17 protein-coding genes and 1 tRNA gene are annotated in these 15,368 nt (G+C 64.3%); 12 read left to right on the top strand and 6 right to left on the bottom strand.

Going from position 1 to position 15,368, the window contains the following annotated elements; all coding sequences use genetic code 11:
• Window positions 1-131: 131 nt before the first annotated feature.
• Both EOA38_RS11185 and EOA38_RS11180 read left to right on the top strand, forming a co-directional pair.
• Window positions 132-1,412, top strand: a complete 1,281-nt coding sequence (locus tag EOA38_RS11185) for a GNAT family N-acetyltransferase (RefSeq protein WP_126091740.1) — start codon at window positions 132-134, stop codon at window positions 1,410-1,412.
• Window positions 1,413-1,483: 71 nt separating this feature from the next.
• Window positions 1,484-2,650, top strand: coding sequence for a YncE family protein (locus EOA38_RS11180; RefSeq protein ID WP_126091739.1), 1,167 nt, complete (start codon window positions 1,484-1,486; stop codon window positions 2,648-2,650).
• A 124-nt stretch (window positions 2,651-2,774) separates the two neighbouring features.
• On the opposite strand, the gene EOA38_RS11175 is transcribed toward EOA38_RS11180, so the two are convergent.
• Window positions 2,775-3,698, bottom strand: a complete 924-nt coding sequence (locus tag EOA38_RS11175; protein ID WP_126091738.1) for a LysR family transcriptional regulator — start codon at window positions 3,696-3,698, stop codon at window positions 2,775-2,777.
• Between the two features lie 23 nt (window positions 3,699-3,721).
• Here EOA38_RS11175 and EOA38_RS11170 point away from each other — a divergent pair, with 23 nt between their 5' ends.
• Window positions 3,722-4,792, top strand: a complete 1,071-nt coding sequence (locus EOA38_RS11170; RefSeq protein ID WP_210212958.1) for a quinone oxidoreductase — start codon at window positions 3,722-3,724, stop codon at window positions 4,790-4,792.
• Between the two features lie 189 nt (window positions 4,793-4,981).
• Here EOA38_RS11170 and EOA38_RS11165 read toward each other — a convergent pair.
• Window positions 4,982-5,066, bottom strand: a tRNA-Leu gene (locus EOA38_RS11165).
• Between the two features lie 270 nt (window positions 5,067-5,336).
• On the opposite strand from EOA38_RS11165, the gene EOA38_RS11160 reads away from it, so the two are divergent.
• Together EOA38_RS11160 and EOA38_RS11155 are read left to right on the top strand one after the other, a co-directional pair.
• Window positions 5,337-5,927, top strand: a complete 591-nt coding sequence (locus EOA38_RS11160; RefSeq protein WP_126091737.1) for a YqaA family protein — start codon at window positions 5,337-5,339, stop codon at window positions 5,925-5,927.
• Window positions 5,928-5,949: 22 nt separating this feature from the next.
• The gene (locus tag EOA38_RS11155; RefSeq protein WP_126091736.1) at window positions 5,950-6,468 is read left to right on the top strand and encodes a disulfide bond formation protein B; all 519 of its coding nucleotides are present in this window, start codon (window positions 5,950-5,952) and stop codon (window positions 6,466-6,468) included.
• Between the two features lie 474 nt (window positions 6,469-6,942).
• On the opposite strand, the gene EOA38_RS11150 is transcribed toward EOA38_RS11155, so the two are convergent.
• Window positions 6,943-7,500 (bottom strand): HNH endonuclease, encoded by a 558-nt coding sequence (locus tag EOA38_RS11150; protein WP_027167440.1) that lies wholly within the window; start codon window positions 7,498-7,500, stop codon window positions 6,943-6,945.
• Window positions 7,501-7,709: 209 nt separating this feature from the next.
• Entirely contained in the window at window positions 7,710-8,369 is a 660-nt protein-coding gene (locus EOA38_RS11145) for a DNA-3-methyladenine glycosylase (RefSeq protein WP_127299220.1), read from the bottom strand.
• A 150-nt stretch (window positions 8,370-8,519) separates the two neighbouring features.
• On the opposite strand from EOA38_RS11145, the gene gluQRS reads away from it, so the two are divergent.
• A complete protein-coding gene (gene gluQRS / locus EOA38_RS11140; RefSeq protein WP_127299219.1) occupies window positions 8,520-9,395 on the top strand; it encodes a tRNA glutamyl-Q(34) synthetase GluQRS in 876 nt (291 codons plus the stop codon).
• 217 nt (window positions 9,396-9,612) lie between these two features.
• On the opposite strand, the gene EOA38_RS11135 is transcribed toward gluQRS, so the two are convergent.
• The gene (locus tag EOA38_RS11135; RefSeq protein WP_245468457.1) at window positions 9,613-9,873 is read right to left on the bottom strand and encodes a hypothetical protein; all 261 of its coding nucleotides are present in this window, start codon (window positions 9,871-9,873) and stop codon (window positions 9,613-9,615) included.
• Between the two features lie 191 nt (window positions 9,874-10,064).
• On the opposite strand from EOA38_RS11135, the gene EOA38_RS11130 reads away from it, so the two are divergent.
• On the top strand, window positions 10,065-10,967 hold the full coding sequence (locus tag EOA38_RS11130; protein WP_127299218.1) for a DMT family transporter: 903 nt from the start codon (window positions 10,065-10,067) through the stop codon (window positions 10,965-10,967).
• On the opposite strand, the gene EOA38_RS11125 is transcribed toward EOA38_RS11130, so the two are convergent.
• Window positions 10,937-11,788 (bottom strand): YihY/virulence factor BrkB family protein, encoded by an 852-nt coding sequence (locus EOA38_RS11125; RefSeq protein ID WP_126091731.1) that lies wholly within the window; start codon window positions 11,786-11,788, stop codon window positions 10,937-10,939. The two genes, EOA38_RS11130 and EOA38_RS11125, sit on opposite strands and share 31 nt — an antisense overlap.
• A gap of 58 nt (window positions 11,789-11,846) precedes the next feature.
• Between EOA38_RS11125 and EOA38_RS11120 the strand changes: the two genes are divergently transcribed.
• The 5 genes from EOA38_RS11120 (at window position 11,847) to EOA38_RS11100 (ending at window position 15,365) form a co-directional block, all read left to right on the top strand.
• Window positions 11,847-12,713: an SDR family oxidoreductase gene (locus EOA38_RS11120; RefSeq protein ID WP_127299217.1), complete on the top strand. Its 867-nt coding sequence runs from the start codon at window positions 11,847-11,849 to the stop codon at window positions 12,711-12,713.
• Between the two features lie 24 nt (window positions 12,714-12,737).
• Complete coding sequence (locus EOA38_RS11115; RefSeq protein ID WP_126097705.1) at window positions 12,738-12,929, top strand: twin transmembrane helix small protein; 192 nt, start codon at window positions 12,738-12,740, stop codon at window positions 12,927-12,929.
• A 21-nt stretch (window positions 12,930-12,950) separates the two neighbouring features.
• A complete protein-coding gene (locus EOA38_RS11110; RefSeq protein ID WP_127299216.1) occupies window positions 12,951-13,532 on the top strand; it encodes a cob(I)yrinic acid a,c-diamide adenosyltransferase in 582 nt (193 codons plus the stop codon).
• 25 nt (window positions 13,533-13,557) lie between these two features.
• Window positions 13,558-14,367 carry a rhomboid family intramembrane serine protease gene (locus EOA38_RS11105; protein WP_127299215.1) on the top strand — a complete coding sequence of 270 codons (810 nt, stop codon included), beginning with the start codon at window positions 13,558-13,560 and terminating at the stop codon, window positions 14,365-14,367.
• A 248-nt stretch (window positions 14,368-14,615) separates the two neighbouring features.
• Window positions 14,616-15,365: an electron transfer flavoprotein subunit beta/FixA family protein gene (locus tag EOA38_RS11100; RefSeq protein WP_127299214.1), complete on the top strand. Its 750-nt coding sequence runs from the start codon at window positions 14,616-14,618 to the stop codon at window positions 15,363-15,365.
• Window positions 15,366-15,368 lie beyond the last annotated feature (3 nt).

Raw genomic sequence — 15,368 nt, 5'->3', positions numbered from 1 at the left:
GGCCTCTGGGGCGCGGCGGTCGCCACCAGCCTCGCCATGATCTTCGAGGCCAGCGCGCTGTCTTTCACCGTCTGGCGCAAGCTCGGCATCGTCATGGCGATTTTCGTGCCTGCAAAGAAGGAAGTCGCCTGATGGCCGCCGTTCCGTTGCTCGAGGAGACCAGCGGCGGCCCGGCCGGCGCCATGGTGTCGGGCCTTGCGGGCCTCGCCAGGGAGGCGGACCCTGCCCATATCGAGCTGTTCGCCAACAACAGGCCGGAGCGCAGGCTCGCGATCTATCCGGCCTCCGCAGGCTTCGATCTCGTCGAGGAGCTCGATTATCTCAGCGCCCGCGCGATCGAACCCAACGTGTTCTTCAACCCCCGCTTCCTGGCCCCCGCCATGCCGAGGCTCGAGGACCGCGAGGTGCGGCTGGCTGTCATCCGCGACGGCGACGAGTTCCGCAACCGGCTGCGGCTTCTGGTGCCGTTCTCGGTCGAGCGGCCGGCGATCCCGCTCGGCGTCCCGGTCATGCGCACATGGTCGAGCCCGTTCGGCCCGCTCGGCGCGCCGCTGGTCGATCGCGACGACCCGGTCGGCGTCATCGAGGATTTCTTCTCGATGCTGTCGAGGCCGCATCTCAAGCTGCCGAAGGTCTTTGTGCTGCCCGACATGAGGCTGGACGGCCCGGTGGCGAGCCTGCTCACCTCCTTTGCCGACAGCCGCGGCCTGACCCTGGTCGTCACCGGCAAGGCCGAGCGCCCGGTGCTGGAGAGCGATGCCGATGGCGACGACTATCTCAAGGCATCGCTGCGCTCGCATCACTATCGCGAATTCCGCCGCCTGAAGCGGCGTCTTGCCGACCTTGGCAGGCTCGAGCATGTCGTGGCGCGCGGGCCGGACGAGATCCGCCACGCCATCGAGAGCTTCCTGACTCTGGAGGCCGCGGGCTGGAAGGGCCGCGAGCGCACCGCCATGGCGATCGACCGCTACCGCGCCGCCTTCGCCCGCGAGGCCGTGCACCGGCTGGCAGAGCACGACATGTGCCGCATCCATTCGTTGAAGCTCGACGGCCGCACCATCGCCTGCCTGGTGGTCTTCGTCGAGGCGGGCGTCGCCTACACCTGGAAAACCGCCTATGACGAGGCGCTCTCAGCCTATTCGCCGGGCACGCTTCTGATGATCGAGGTGACGAAACAGCACCTCGACGACCCCAACATCGTCATGACCGATTCCTGCGCGGTGCCCGACCATCCGGTGATGAGCCGGCTGTGGAGCGAGCGCAAGCCGATGGGCACGCTGGTCGTGGGTCTGACGCCGGACGCCGACCGCCTCGCCCGCCAGGCAGCCTCGCAATTGCACCTCTATCGCGAGACCCGCAACATGGCGCGCATCCTGCGCAACCGCATGCGGAGCCTCTTGAAAAGGCGCTAGATGGAGAGCGCTGCACAGGCTATGGCATGCGGCGGGCCGATCCGGTCCGCCTTCCTCGAAAAGCAATCCAGATGATCAGAACCTTCCTGCGCCATGTCGGTCCGCCAATCACGCTGCTTGGCCTGCTGCTCGCCCCACTGCCGACAACCGCCTTCGCAGGCTCCTGCCCCGAGGATTGCAGCGAGCCTCCGCCGCCGCCCGTCAACATCTACAGCCATACCACCGCCGGCCATCTCGACGCCGCCACGGCCGGCGCGCTGCCGCGCGTCTATGTGCCGAACCGCTCCTCGAACAGCGTCTCTGTGATCGACATGGTGACGCTCAAGGAGGTCGAAAGGTTCCCGGTCGGCAGCAAGCCGCAGCATGTCGTTCCCTCCTGGGACCTGAAGACGCTCTGGGTGGCCAACAACGGCACCGGCAAGAACGGCAGCCTGACGCCGATCGACCCGACGACCGCCAAACCCGGCAAGCAGGTGCAGGTCGACGACCCCTACAACATGTATTTCATGCCGGACGGCAGCGCCGCCATCATCGTCGACGAGGCGCTGAGGCAGCTCGACCTGCGCGATCCGCGGACCATGGCCCTGAAATCGATCATCCCGGCGCCGACCTGCCCCGGCATCAACCACGCCGATTTCTCGGCCGACAATTCCTATGCGATCTTCACCTGCGAGTATGGCGACGGCGGGCTGGCAAAGATCGACCTGAAGAACCAGAAGGTGCTCGGCCATCTCGACCTGTCGAAGATGGGCATGCCGCAGGACATAAGGCTGTCGCCCGACGGCAAGATCTTCTACGTCGCCGACATGATGAATGACGGCGTCTTCCTCATCGACGGCGACAGCTTCAAGGAGATCGGCTTCGTCGCGACGGGCATAGGCGCGCATGGCTTCGTCGTCAGCCGCGACGGCAAGCGGCTCTACGTCTCGAACCGCGGCTCGCACAAGATGGAGCAGGGCCGCGCCGACGGGCCGGGCAGCGTGACGGTGATCGACTTCGCCACGCGCTCGGTCGTCGCCCAATGGCCGATCCCCGAAGGCGGCAGCCCCGACATGGGCAATGTCAGCGCCGACGGCAAGCAGCTCTGGCTCTCGGGCCGCTTCGACAGCGAGGTCTACATGATCGACACGGCGAGCGGCGCCGTGACCAAGATCCGCGTTGGTGTGGAACCGCATGGCCTCACCGTCTGGCCGCAACCCGGGCGGTATTCGCAGGGGCATACGGGGAATATGCGGTAGCGTGCTCGGGACCTTGCACCCCCTCCTGCCCACACTTGTTCCCGCTCTGGAGCTGCGGAATGTTGGTGAACCGCTCGTCTCCGTTCATGATTCGGTGGTTTAGCCAAATGGAATTGATGGCTGCTCATGCTGAGGCCGAGACCACACGAGCGATCTTCTCCCGCAGCCATCGATGCGCAGCATCGCGGTCGTACGAGGCATGCCAGAGCATCGACACCTGGAAGCTCGGCAGGTCAAACGGCAGGTTGCTGGTCGCCAATTGGAACTGCTGCACGAAGCTCTGAGCCAGCGCTGCCGGCAGGGTCGCAATCGCGCCCACCGGCCGCAGAAGGTGGGGAATGGCAAGGAAATGCGGCGTGGACAGTAACACGCGTCGGCGTTGCCCAAGCAGTGCTAGTGCATCGTCGACGACGCCGCGAGGATCCTCCCGCGACGACGCCAGCACATGCGGCAGCGATACGTATTCGTTCAGGGTGATCGGTGCGGACACCTGAACCAAGTCCGGCGGATAAAGGCACAGGTAGCCTTCAAGATATAAGACGCGCCGCTTGTGGGTCGTATCTCCTTCCGTAAACACGCCGATACCGAGGTCGAGTTCGCCTCGGTCCAGCAAGTCGAGCACCGCAAAGCGGTCTGTTGAACGCACCTGCACCGCGATGCCGGGCGCCTCCGCAGCAAGCGCGCCCAACAGGCGCGGCAGCAGCGTGCTTTCCAGGCTGTCGGGGACAGCAATACGGAAGCGGCGCTCCGCCGTAGCAGGCTCGAAGCCCGGTTGTTCGAGGACGATCGCCGCCACGCCGGTCAGCACCGCGCGTACCGGTGTGGCCAGAGCCAGCGCCTTCGGGGTCGGACGCATTCCATCGGCACTGCGCACCAGCAGTTCGTCACGAAACAACGCACGCAGGCGCGCGAGGTTGTAACTCATCGCCGACTGTCCCAGTCCCACCCGCGCCGCGGCGCGTGTCACGCTCCTCTCCGACAGCAACGCGTCAAGCGCCACCAAGAGGTTGAGGTCGAGCCGAGCGAGATTAGCGTGATCGATTCCCATAAGGAGTGTCATCGATTGGGCAAATGAGCGCTCCGCGTTTATCTCGGGGACATGGAGCGCGCAAGTCTTGCCCTACCGCTCGAGACGAGGATCAGATCATGAAAGTAGTTGAGGTGACCGCCTACGGCGAATCGGACGTGCTGGCTCTGGTCGACAGAACCGAACCGACTCCGGCTTCCGACCAAGTCATCATCGCCAACCACTATGCTGGCGTGAACTTCATCGACATTGCCATGCGGCGCGGCTGGTATCCCTTTCCGGCCGTGCCCACTCCTTTTGTGCCCGGCACCGAGGGCGCGGGCATGGTTGTGGCGATCGGTTCGTCAGTCCGGGATTTCAAGATCGGCGATCGCGTCGCCCATATGCAAAACGAGAGCGCCGGTCTTGAGCGCGCCTATAGCGAGCTTATCGCAATCGAGGCTGACAAAGTCGTGCCGCTCCCCGACGACATCTCATTTGAGATAGCGGCTGCTATGACTGCGCAAGGCATGACGACGCACTATATGCTCAATGAGATCAGGCCCGTGCGGCCGGGCACGACGGTGTTGGTTCACGCTGCCGCTGGTGGGATGGGTCGCAACCTCGTGCAGTGGGCGAAGCACCTTGGCGCCACCGTGATCGGCACCTGCAGCACCAGCAAGGTCGACGTGGTCAAGAGGCTCGGCGCCGACTACGTCATTGACTACACCAGGGACGATTTTGTCGCGATCGGCCGTGACGTCACCAACGGTAGAGGCGTCGATCTCATCATCGATGGCATCGGCAAAACGACGTTGGCCGGCGATCTCGAACTCGTCGCGACGCGCGGGAATATTGTCACCTATGGACTTGTCAGCGGCGAAGCCGATCCGGTCAACGTCCACCACCTGATCCATAGGTCGCGCGCGATCCACGGGTGCGATCTCTTCGACTACATCGCCGATCCAAAGGAGCGGCGCATGCGTGCTGCGGCCGTCTGGCAGGCGATCCGCGAAGGTTGGCTTACGCCGCAGATCTCGGGCGTCTATTCGCTTGAGAACGCCGCCGCGGCGCAGGACCAGCTCATTGACAGAAGCAACGTCGGCAAGATCGTCATCGAGATCGGCTCCGTGTGAGGCAAATCGCAAAGCCGCCGTGATGAGCACGCCTGCAAACTGCAACGCCGCCGCAGGCGCTCGGGCTTTCGATCGGCGTGTCCGGTTGCTAACGGTGGGGAAACTTTGCCATCGGCACCGACGCCTTCGTGGTCTCGGGCATCCTGCCAGCTATCGCGGCGGACCTTCGGGGTGGATTGGAGCGAAGGATGGTGCCCCTAGCCGGGATCGAACCAGCACTCCTTGCGGAACTCGATTTTGAGTCGAGCGCGTCTACCAATTCCGCCATAGGGGCTCAGGCCGGGCGGCCTGGATGGGCGCGGACTATACGGTTGGACGGGCTTTCGTCAACTGGCCTGTTGCGGATTTGACAAACCCGCCGGTGCCCCTGCCACAGCTTTTCGGTTTCATGGTGGCGCCGCCATTGTGCGGCGCGGAAAATCTTTCTAGACAGACGGCGTACCTGCGCCGAAACCCTTGCTGCGGCGCTTTGGGTCCTTGTCTTCCTGCCTGTCGTCGCCCAAAAACCGCAAGCGCCTCGGGGTGGCATTCATTAGGAGAGCCGATGCTTCGCGGACTTTACGACTGGACCCTGTCGCTGGCGGCGCGCAAATCCGCCGAATGGTGGCTGGCCTTCATCGCTTTCGTCGAAAGCTCTGTCTTCCTTGTGCCGGCCGACGTGCTCTATCTGCCGATGGCGCTGTCGCGGCCCGACCGCGCCTATCGTTACGCGCTGATCGCAACGGTCGCCTCGGTGCTGGGCGGCATCGCCGGCTGGTTCATCGGCCACTATGCCTATGAGGCGGTCGCCAAGCCGATCCTTGAATTCTATGGCAAGTATGACGAGTTCGAGCAGTTGCGCCTCTCATCCGGCGTCGGCTTCATTATCCTGATGCTGGTTACCTCAGGCGCCGCGCATTTGCCGCCGATCAAGGTGGTGACGATCCTGTCCGGCGTCATCGGCGTCAACCTCATGCTCTTCATCGGGCTTGCCATCGTGGCGCGCGGCGCCCGTTTCCTGCTGCTTGCCTGGCTGCTGCGCCGCTACGGCGAGTCGATCAAGGAGTTCATCGAAAAGCGCCTGGGTATGATCGTCAGCGCCGGCGCCGCTGCCCTTATTTTGCTCTATATCGCGGTCAGATACGCCCACGGATAAAGCCAAGCGAACGGACCCTTCGATGACAGCGACCATGAATGCCGACACCGGACGCCAGCGGACCCGCGCGGCGCTGTTTCTCGCCGTCGCCATGGCTGCGACCGTCGGCTCGGCGCTCGCCTTCCAGTACATAGGCGGCTATATCCCCTGCCATCTCTGCCTGGAGCAGCGCACCCCTTACTACATCGGCGCGCCGCTGATGCTGGTGGCGGTGATTGCTTCAATGCTGCGCGCGCCGGCCTGGGTGACGCGCGCCCTGCTGGTGATCGGCGGCCTGCTGATGCTCTACGGCCTCTATCTCGGCGTTTACCATTCCGGCGTCGAATGGGCCTGGTGGCCGGGTCCTGCCGACTGCACGGCCGGCGCCGGCCCGGTCGACACCGGTGGCAAAGGCGTGCTCGACGCGCTCGACAAATTCGTGCCGCCCTCCTGCGACAAGGCCGCGCTTCGCATCCTCGGCCTGTCGCTCGCCGGCTGGAACGCCATCGCCAGCCTTATCCTGGCCGCCGTCGCCTTCCGCAGCGCGCTCTCGCGCGACTGAGCCAATTCGATCGAGCGACGCCACGCAGAGTTCGAGCAAGAATTCGGCAGGCTGAGTCGGATGGCGCAGCTTTCGACGTCCGAGCCAGATCGACCCCCACTCCGTCTCGGCTTCGCCGAGCCACCTCTCCCCCGATCGACGGGGTAGAGGAAGGGCGCGAGCCTATTCTAGCCAGCGCTCCTCCAAAGGCTCCCTTCCTCTCCCTCCGAAGGGGGGAGAGGTGGCGCTGCGAAGCAGCGACGGAGTGGGGGAAGCCGGTCGTTAAACGCGAAGCCGCTGATAAGTGAACACGCCGAACTGGTCCGATATCTGGGAGTGTCAGACAATCGCGGCCTGGCAAGTCCATGAGCACCGGCCCACGCCGGCCGTAGCCCTTAACCACCACGACCACCTCCCACTGGTGCTTCGACCGGCGAAGGCCGGAAGCGCAGAAAGCTGCGCCAGGCGGCCAGCATGGCGGATTTGTGCCGAACTCTACGGCTCCAGTTCGACATCCCAGTAGAGATAATCCATCCAGCTTTCATGCAGATGGTTGGGCGGGAACAGGCGGCCGTTGTTGTGCAGGTCGTGCACGGTCGGCTGATAGGGCTTCTGCAGCGGCCACATCTTGGCCTGCGCCGGCATCATGCCGCCCTTCCTGAGATTGCAGGGCGAGCAGGCGGCGACGACATTCTCCCAGGTCGTCGCCCCGCCGCGATGGCGCGGGATGACATGGTCGAAGGTGAGATCCTCGGGGGTGCCGCAATACTGGCACTGGAAGCGGTCGCGCAGGAAGACGTTGAAGCGGGTGAAGGCCGGATGCCGCGACGGCTTCACATAGGCCTTCAGGCTCACCACGCTCGGCAGCTTCATCGAGAAGGTCGGCGAGGAGACCGCGTGCTCGTATTCGGCGACGATGTTGACCCGGTCGAGGAAGACGGCCTTGATGGCGTCCTGCCACGACCAGAGCGACAGGGGATAATAGCTGAGCGGACGGTAGTCCGCATTCAGCACCAGCGCTGGAAGCCCATCCGGAGATACGGCAACCGTCACGTTGTTGGCCTCCTTGGTTCAGCGCATGACCCCGAAAATCGTATGATTTTCGGAAAGGATCATGCGCCGCTTCAAAAGTCCTACAGCGTTTTAGCACATCCAACCGGATGCGCGGCGCTGTAGCCGAACGGCGCGGATACTGTAAGCCCGACATGACAGGGATGTGAAGCGGATTGTCATTCGGCGAAACCGTCAAAAACGCATGATTTTCATGCTTTTTTGGCCATTTCGACAGGGGGCGCCGCGTCCCTGCCCTTCAATTCGCGGTAGTAGGCCCAGAAAAGCCGCGACGCGACCCCTCGCCACGGGCTCCATGATTCGGCCAGCCGAATCAGTGTTTTCTCCGGCGGACGGGGGTCGATGCCGAGCGCATGGCCGACCGCCGTCTGCAGCGCGACATCGCGCGCGGGGAAGACATCGGGATGGCCGGCGGCGAAAAGCAGATAGCACTCCGCCGTCCAGGGACCGATGCCGGGCACGGCCGTCATCGCCGCGACCGCCTCGCCGGCGTCGAGCGAACAGAGATGGTGAAGATCGAGCCCGCCGGCCACGGCTTCCGCGACGGCGATCAGCCCGCGCTGCTTCGGCCGCGACAAGCCGGCCTCTCTGAAAATGTCCTCGCCGGCTGCGAGAATCCCTTCCGGCGTCAGCGGATCGACCAATCTGGTCAGCCGGCCGAAGATGGCATCCGCGCTGGCGCGGGACACCTGCTGCGAAACGACGATCGAGGCGAGGCTCCCGAATCCGGGCTCCGAGAGCCTCAGCGGTACCTCGCCCGCCATATCGCGCACCTTGTCCAGCCGCGGATCGATGAGGCAGAGCGCGTCGAGCCCTGCCGCAATGTCGTCGAGCGAGGCGATGCGTTGCACGTTTGTTTGTTCCCAGAGCGCCCACGAAGTGGCAATTGATGGCCAAGAGACTGTTTCGAAATTCGCGCTGGCCGCCAGAGCAGAATTTCGAAACAGTCTCTAACTATCAACCGGCGGAAGCGCCTTTCAACCCGAATGCCGCCTTGAGACATGACGCTCCTGACATTCCGCTTCGCGCCGAGCCCCAATGGCGAATTGCATCTCGGCCATGCCTATTCGGCACTGCTCAACCAGCAAATGGCGGCGCGGACGGGCGGGCGGCTCTTGCTGCGCATCGAGGATATCGACATCACCCGCTGCACGCCGGAATTCGAGGCCGGCATATTTCATGACCTGAAATGGCTGGGGCTCGATTGGGAAGAGCCGGTGCGGCGCCAGTCCGAGCATTTTGCCGAATACAGGGCGGTGCTCGACCGGCTGATCGCCGAGGAACTCGTCTATCCCGCCTTCATGAGCCGAGGCGAGATCCGCGCCTTCATCGCCGAGACCGCGAAGCGCGGCCGCGACTGGCCGCGCGACCCCGACGGCGTGCCGCTTTATCCGCCTCTGGACAGGGCCTTGCCGATGAAGGAGCGCAAGCGGCGCATTGCCGGGAACATGCCCTTTGCCTGGCGGCTCGACGTCGAGGCGGCCATGGCGCGCATGCCGGGCGCCTTGTCATGGACCGAGTTCACCGACGAGACCATGGCCGCGACGCGCACGGTCGAGGCGATGCCGCGGGCCTGGGGCGACGTCATCGTGGCGCGCCGCGACATCCCGACCAGCTACCATCTCGCGGTCGTCGTCGACGATGCGCTGCAACAGGTCAGCCATGTCGTGCGCGGTCAGGATCTTTACGCGGCCACCGGCGTGCAGCGCCTGCTCCAGGAACTGCTCGGCCTCCCGCCGCCGCGCTATTTCCACCATCGCCTGGTCCTCGGACCGGACGGCCGGAAGCTGTCGAAGAGCCTCAAGGACACCGGCCTTGCCGCGCTCAGGCAGGCAGGCATGTCGCCGCAAGATATCCGGCGGCTGATTGGGCTTTAGCTGGCTTTCCAGTGTGTCGAGATTCAGGTCAGGCCGAGTCGAAAATGGCGGGCTCCGAGAACCGGCCTACGCCGGCCGTAGCCTTCATAAAGCGGAGACCCTCATGAGGGCTTCGGCCGGCGAAGGCCGGAACGGAGCGCACTTAAAGTACGTGAGTACTGGAAGCGCAGGAGCCTGGCGTTTGCAGACCGGCCTCACCTGAATATCGACGCACTGGTTACAGACGAGCCAGCCCGGCTTTGATCAGCGCCATCACGCTGATGAAGACGAAGGCGCCGCTCAAACCCCAGCCGACCGCCAGCCTGATATCCTTGAAACTGATACCATGCTCGTTGGCGACCATGACGGCAACGAAAAAGCCAAGCGTGAAAAGCAGCGTGTTGCCGGTCGAGCCGAAGCCGTCGTCCTTCATGATGGCGTCGAGCGCCGTGCCGAAGAAGAATCCGAAAACCGCGACGGTCGCGACCGCGAACAGCAACCACGTCGTACCGAGATGCAAAAGCATACCTGCCCATGGCGTGCCTTAACGCCATGCCCCTCATTCGCACCGGTTGTTGAATTCGAATGAGCTTATGGATCAACCGTTTCGTTTTGCTTGCCGAATTAAACGGCATTAGAGCAATTGCCGCTATAAACTTTTCACCCGCAGCCAGAGCCCTTCCCAAAAAAATGCACAGCATCAAGCGGTTCATCCCCGCCTCTTTCGTCGTCCTGTGGGCGACCGGCTTCATCGGCGCGCGTTATGCCATGCCATGGGCGGAGCCTTTCACCTTCCTCGCCATCCGCTTCGTGCTGGCGGCAATCCTGTTTGCCGGCCTGACCGTGCTGCTCGGCTCGCGCAGGGCGAGCCGCGAAGAAGCGCTTCACGCCACGGTAGCCGGCGTTCTCATGCACGGCGTCTATCTGGGCGGCGTGTTCTGGGCGATCCACAGGGGCATGCCGGCCGGGCTTTCGGCGCTGATCGTCGGCCTGCAGCCGCTGATCACGGCCGTGCTTGCCGGGAAATTCCTCGGCGAGGCGATCTTGCCACGTCACTGGGCGGGCCTCGCCGTCGGGCTTTTGGGCGTCGTCGTCGTGCTTTGGCCGAAGCTAGGCATGATTGGCGGCGGCGTCACCGCGGCAACGCTGGCGGCTTCGCTCGTCTCGGTGCTCGGCATGGCCGCTGGCACGATCTGGCAGAAGCGCTATGCCTCCGGCGGCGACCTCGTCTCGGCGACGATGTGGCAGTATGTCGGCGGCTCCGTCGTCACGATCCTCGGATCGCTCGCCTTCGAGACGCGCACGATCACCATCAACGGCGAGCTCGTCTTCGCCATGGCGTGGCTGGTGCTGGTGCTGTCGGTGGGCGCTATCTTCCTGCTGATGGTGATGATCAGGGACGGCGAGATGTCGAAGGTCGCTTCGCTGTTCTACCTGGTGCCGGCCGTCACCGCCGTCATCGCCTGGGTCCTCTTCGGCGAGCAGCTCAATCTGCTGCAGATCGCCGGCATGGCGATCGCCACGCTGGGCGTCGGGCTGGCGACCGCCCGTCAAGGCAAAGATCAGCCGACTCTCGCGCGCGCCTCGAGATAGCGGCTGATCGCGGCGTTGAGCTCGCCGCCAAGGATGAAGATGGCCGAGATGATGTAGAGGAACACCACCGCGATCATGATCGAGGCGAGCCCCGCATAGGTCGTCACATAGGACGAGAAATGGTCGAGATAGGCGGCGAAGATGGTCGAGCCCGCAAGCCATGCGATCAGCGTGAAGACGATGCCCGGAATGATCGAGACGAAACGGCGCTTGCCGGCCGGCAGCCAGATATGCACCGAAAACAGGCCGATGACGATGACCGTCGAGGCGATGACGTAACGCCATATCGTGATCGTGCCCATATAGGGCTTGATCCATTCGAAATGCGCCTCGGCCAGCCGCGCGAGCAATGGCGCGAACACCAGGAGCACGCTGACGGCGAGGAAGCAGGCCGTCGCGATCAGCACGAAGATGATGCTCTGCACCCGGCGATAGATGATGCCGCGCGTCTCGGCCACCCGGTAGGCGCGGTTGAGCGATGTGCGCAGAGCCTCGATACCGTTCGAGGCGAAATAGGCGGCCAAAAGCACGCCATAGGTCAGAAGGTCGGTGCGCCGGACGGTGAGCACGTTCTGCACCTCGCGCGCGATCGGCTTGGCGATCTGCTCCGGCCAGGTGTCGAAGACCAGATGCACGGCGGTATCGGCGAAGGCACGCGCGCCGAGAAAGCTTGCCAGCGTCGTGGCGAAGATCAGGAACGGAAACAGCGCCATCAGCGAGGTGATCGCCAGATGGCTGGCCATTGCCCAGCCATCGTCGGTGTTGAAATGGCCGATCGCATCATAGAGCACGCGCTTGACGGCGACGATATTCCTGAGCAAGGACCCGCGCTCCGCTCGATTGTGTCGACGTCGCGAATATGGGAAGTGATTGCGGCAAATGGCAACCCCAGGTGAAACCACGATTCCCGCCGCCAAAGAATTGCGCACCATTATCGTCACCGGTGCTTCCTCCGGGATCGGTGCTCATTGCGCGCGGGCGCTGAAGGCGGAAGGCTGGCGGGTGTTCGCCACGGCGCGGAAAGCTGGCGACATCGCGGCTCTCGAGGCAGACGGGATCGAGGCTTTCTATCTCGACTATCGTGAGCCGGAGTCCATCGCCGCCCTGGCCGACGCCGTATTGGAGCGCACGGGCGGCACGCTGGCGGCGCTGTTCAACAACGGCGCCTACGCACAGCCCGGCGCCGTCGAGGACCTGCCAGTAGAGGCGCTCCGCGAGCAGTTCGAAGCCAATTTCTTCGGCTGGCACGATCTGACGCGGCGCATCGTGCCGGTCATGCGCCGCCAGGGCCACGGCCGTCTCGTCCACTGCTCCTCGATCCTGGGCCTCGCCCCGGTCCGCTTTCGCGGGGCTTATTCTGCGTCCAAGCACGCCATCGAAGGCCTGATGCTGTGCCTGCGCCAGGAACTCGAAGGCAGCGGCATCCACCTTTCGCTGATCGAGCCTGGTCCGGTGACCTCGAAGATCGCCAGCAACGGCCTCGTCTGGTTCCTGAAGAACATCGACATCGAGAACTCCGTCCACCGCGCCGACTACCAAGCGCAACTCGCGCGGCTGCAGGCGGGCGGCAGCGTCTCGCGGCTGAAGCCTGGACCGGAAGTGGTTCATACCGCCTTGCGCCACGCGCTTCTGTCACAGCGCCCGCGCCCGCACTATGTGGTAACAGTGCCGGCCAGAATCGGCGTGGTGCTCAAGCGTATCCTGCCCGCATCGGCGCTCTACCGCGTGCTCGCCAGGCGCGCCTGACCGAAACCGAACTGGAGCCTGCCCATGGCAACCACCTTCAAAATCCTCGCGCTGGTCGTCATGGCCGCCGTCGTCGTCGTGCTGATCCGCGGCCTCGTCAACATGATGCGGGGCGGCTCGGGTGTGACCTCCAACAAGCTGATGCAGGCGCGTGTGCTGCTGCAGGCCGTGGCACTGGCGCTGATCCTGCTGGCGGTCTGGTTCACCCGTAAGTGACGCGATCAAAAGAGGAAAGGCGTGGTCAAGCTCAACAAGATCTACACCCGCACCGGCGACGACGGCACCACCGGCCTCGGCACCGGCCAGCGGCGGCTGAAATCCGACCTTCGCGTCGAAGCCTACGGCACGGTGGACGAAGCCAATGCCTGCATCGGCATGGCCCGCACCCACACCGCCGTCAGCCATCCGCCCATCGACGCCATGCTTTCGCGCATCCAGAACGACCTTTTCGACCTCGGCGCCGATCTCGCCGTGCCGGACGAGGGCAAGCCGCTCGACTACGAGCCGCTGCGCATCGTCGCCGCGCAGACCGAGCGCGTCGAAAAGGACATCGACCTGCTCAACAAGGACCTGCGGCCGCTGAAGTCCTTTGTGCTGAACGGCGGCGCGCCTGCGGCGGCCGCCCTCCATCTTGCCCGCACGGTGGCGCGCCGCGCCGAGCGCATCATGGTGGCGCTGGCGCAGGACCCGACCGAGCACGTCAACCGCGAGGCGCTGAGATACATCAACCGCGTCTCGGACTTCCTGTTCGTCGCCGCGCGAGCGGTCAATGACAATGGAAATGCCGACGTGCTATGGGTGCCCGGCAAGAACCGCTGACAATCAGGTATGGCGGGAGGATCCGATGTTTATCCCGCTCTACGACACCAACCGGCTACGCCACATCCGTCTGCAATATGTGACGATCAGCCTGATCGTCGTGAACGCTCTGGTCTATCTCGCGACCACGCTCGGCGGTGAAAACTTCACCAACGCCGCGGTGCTCGGCCTCGGCTTCATCCCTTCGGTGGTCCACGACAAGGTCGAGCTGTCGCCCGAATTCGTCGTCATTCCCGAGAGCCTCAGCTATCTCACCTATTCCTTCCTGCATGCCGACATCTTCCACCTCGGCGGCAACATGCTGTTCCTCTGGGTGTTCGGGGACAATGTCGAGGACGCGCTCGGCCATGTCCGCTACCTGATCTTCTACCTCGCCTGCGCGGCGGCGGGTGCTTTCGTTCAAGGGTTGGTTGGCTGGGATTCGCAGGTGCCGCTGATCGGCGCCTCCGGCGCCATCGCCGGCGTGGTTGCCGCCTACCTGATCCTCTATCCCAGGGTTAAGGTCTGGGTGCTGGCCTTCGCCCGTATCCCCCTTCGTATCCCGGCTTTCATCCCGCTCATCCTCTGGATCCTGTTCCAGATCGTGATGTTCGCCGCGGGCGGCGAGGACCAGGTTTCCTGGGCCTGCCACATCGGCGGCATCATCGCCGGCGCCGTCCTGGTGCTGGTGTTGCGCAGCCGCGGCGTGCCGCTGCTTGCCGGCGCCGACGGCGAGCCGGATCCCACGCCGAATGTCCAGCAGGCGCCCGTTCCGACCGAGCCCGGGCCAACGCCCGAAACCTCGGCGCCACCCACGCCGCAATGGGGTCGCGGAGCCGCGTCGCGCCAGGACTGAACCGATTTGAATGCGCCGTGCATATTGACGCGCCGGATTGCCGCCACTACGGAAACGCCACCCGGGCATGATCCCGAAAAGTGGGAACCGGTTTTCGGAAAAGACCATGCACAATCGAAGGATCGGGGTGGAACAGGTTCTTGGCGGTCGAAGACCAGAATTCCGCCCCGAATGTCGGCTTTCGACAACTCTGACAAGGCGCGCGCTGCTATAGCGCGCCCGACTATCTCAAGAGAGGTGACAGGAAAATGAAGATCCTTGTGCCCGTGAAGCGGGTTGTGGATGCCAACGTCAAGGTTCGGGTGAAGGCCGACGGACTGGGCGTGGAGCTCGCCAACGTCAAGATGGCGATGAACCCGTTCGACGAGATCGCGGTCGAGGAAGCGATCCGGATCAAGGAAGCCGGCAAGGCCGAGGAGATCATCGTCGTGTCGATCGGCCCGCAGCAGGCGCAGGAAACGCTGCGCACCGCGCTCGCCATGGGCGCCGACCGCGCCATCCTGGTCAAGACCGACGAGCAGACCGAGCCGCTGGGCGTGGCCAAGGTGCTGAAGGGCGTGGTCGAGGCCGAGAAGCCCGGCCTCGTCATCCTCGGCAAGCAGGCGATCGACGATGACAGCAATCAGACCGGCCAGATGCTGGCGGCGCTGCTTGGCTGGGCTCAAGGGACCTTCGCCTCCAAGGTGGAACTCGCCGGCGATCATGCCAAGGTGACGCGCGAGGTCGATGGCGGCCTGCAGACGGTGGAGCTGAAGATGCCGGTGATCGTCACCGCCGACCTTCGCCTCAACCAGCCGCGCTATGCCTCGCTGCCCAACATCATGAAGGCGAAGAAGAAGCCGCTCGACGAGAAGAGCCCGGCCGACTTCGGCGCCGACGTCAAGCCCCGCCTCAAGGTGATCAAGACCGAGGAGCCCGGCGGCCGCAAGGCGGGCGTCAAGGTCAAGAGCGTGGCCGAGCTGGTCGAGAAGCTGAAGAACGAAGCCGGCGTTCTGTAAGGC

Source organism: Mesorhizobium sp. M1E.F.Ca.ET.041.01.1.1, assembly GCF_003997355.1.
In the GTDB taxonomy this organism is placed as follows: domain Bacteria; phylum Pseudomonadota; class Alphaproteobacteria; order Rhizobiales; family Rhizobiaceae; genus Mesorhizobium.
This window is presented reverse-complemented; position numbering and strand designations above follow the sequence as displayed.

Bases quoted from the DNA above. Each gene is read 5' to 3' on its own strand.
- EOA38_RS11180 (WP_126091739.1), top strand. From the start codon at position 1,484: ATGATCAGAACCTTCCTGCGCCATGTCGGTCCGCCAATCACGCTGCTT.
- EOA38_RS11170 (WP_210212958.1), top strand. From the start codon at position 3,722: ATGAGCGCTCCGCGTTTATCTCGGGGACATGGAGCGCGCAAGTCTTGC.
- gluQRS (WP_127299219.1), top strand. From the start codon at position 8,520: ATGACGCTCCTGACATTCCGCTTCGCGCCGAGCCCCAATGGCGAATTG.
- EOA38_RS11155 (WP_126091736.1), top strand. From the start codon at position 5,950: ATGACAGCGACCATGAATGCCGACACCGGACGCCAGCGGACCCGCGCG.
- EOA38_RS11105 (WP_127299215.1), top strand. From the start codon at position 13,558: ATGTTTATCCCGCTCTACGACACCAACCGGCTACGCCACATCCGTCTG.
- EOA38_RS11115 (WP_126097705.1), top strand. From the start codon at position 12,738: ATGGCAACCACCTTCAAAATCCTCGCGCTGGTCGTCATGGCCGCCGTC.
- EOA38_RS11100 (WP_127299214.1), top strand. From the start codon at position 14,616: ATGAAGATCCTTGTGCCCGTGAAGCGGGTTGTGGATGCCAACGTCAAG.
- EOA38_RS11120 (WP_127299217.1), top strand. From the start codon at position 11,847: ATGGCAACCCCAGGTGAAACCACGATTCCCGCCGCCAAAGAATTGCGC.
- EOA38_RS11160 (WP_126091737.1), top strand. From the start codon at position 5,337: ATGCTTCGCGGACTTTACGACTGGACCCTGTCGCTGGCGGCGCGCAAA.
- EOA38_RS11130 (WP_127299218.1), top strand. From the start codon at position 10,065: ATGCACAGCATCAAGCGGTTCATCCCCGCCTCTTTCGTCGTCCTGTGG.
- EOA38_RS11175 (WP_126091738.1), bottom strand. From the start codon at position 3,698: ATGGGAATCGATCACGCTAATCTCGCTCGGCTCGACCTCAACCTCTTG.
- EOA38_RS11185 (WP_126091740.1), top strand. From the start codon at position 132: ATGGCCGCCGTTCCGTTGCTCGAGGAGACCAGCGGCGGCCCGGCCGGC.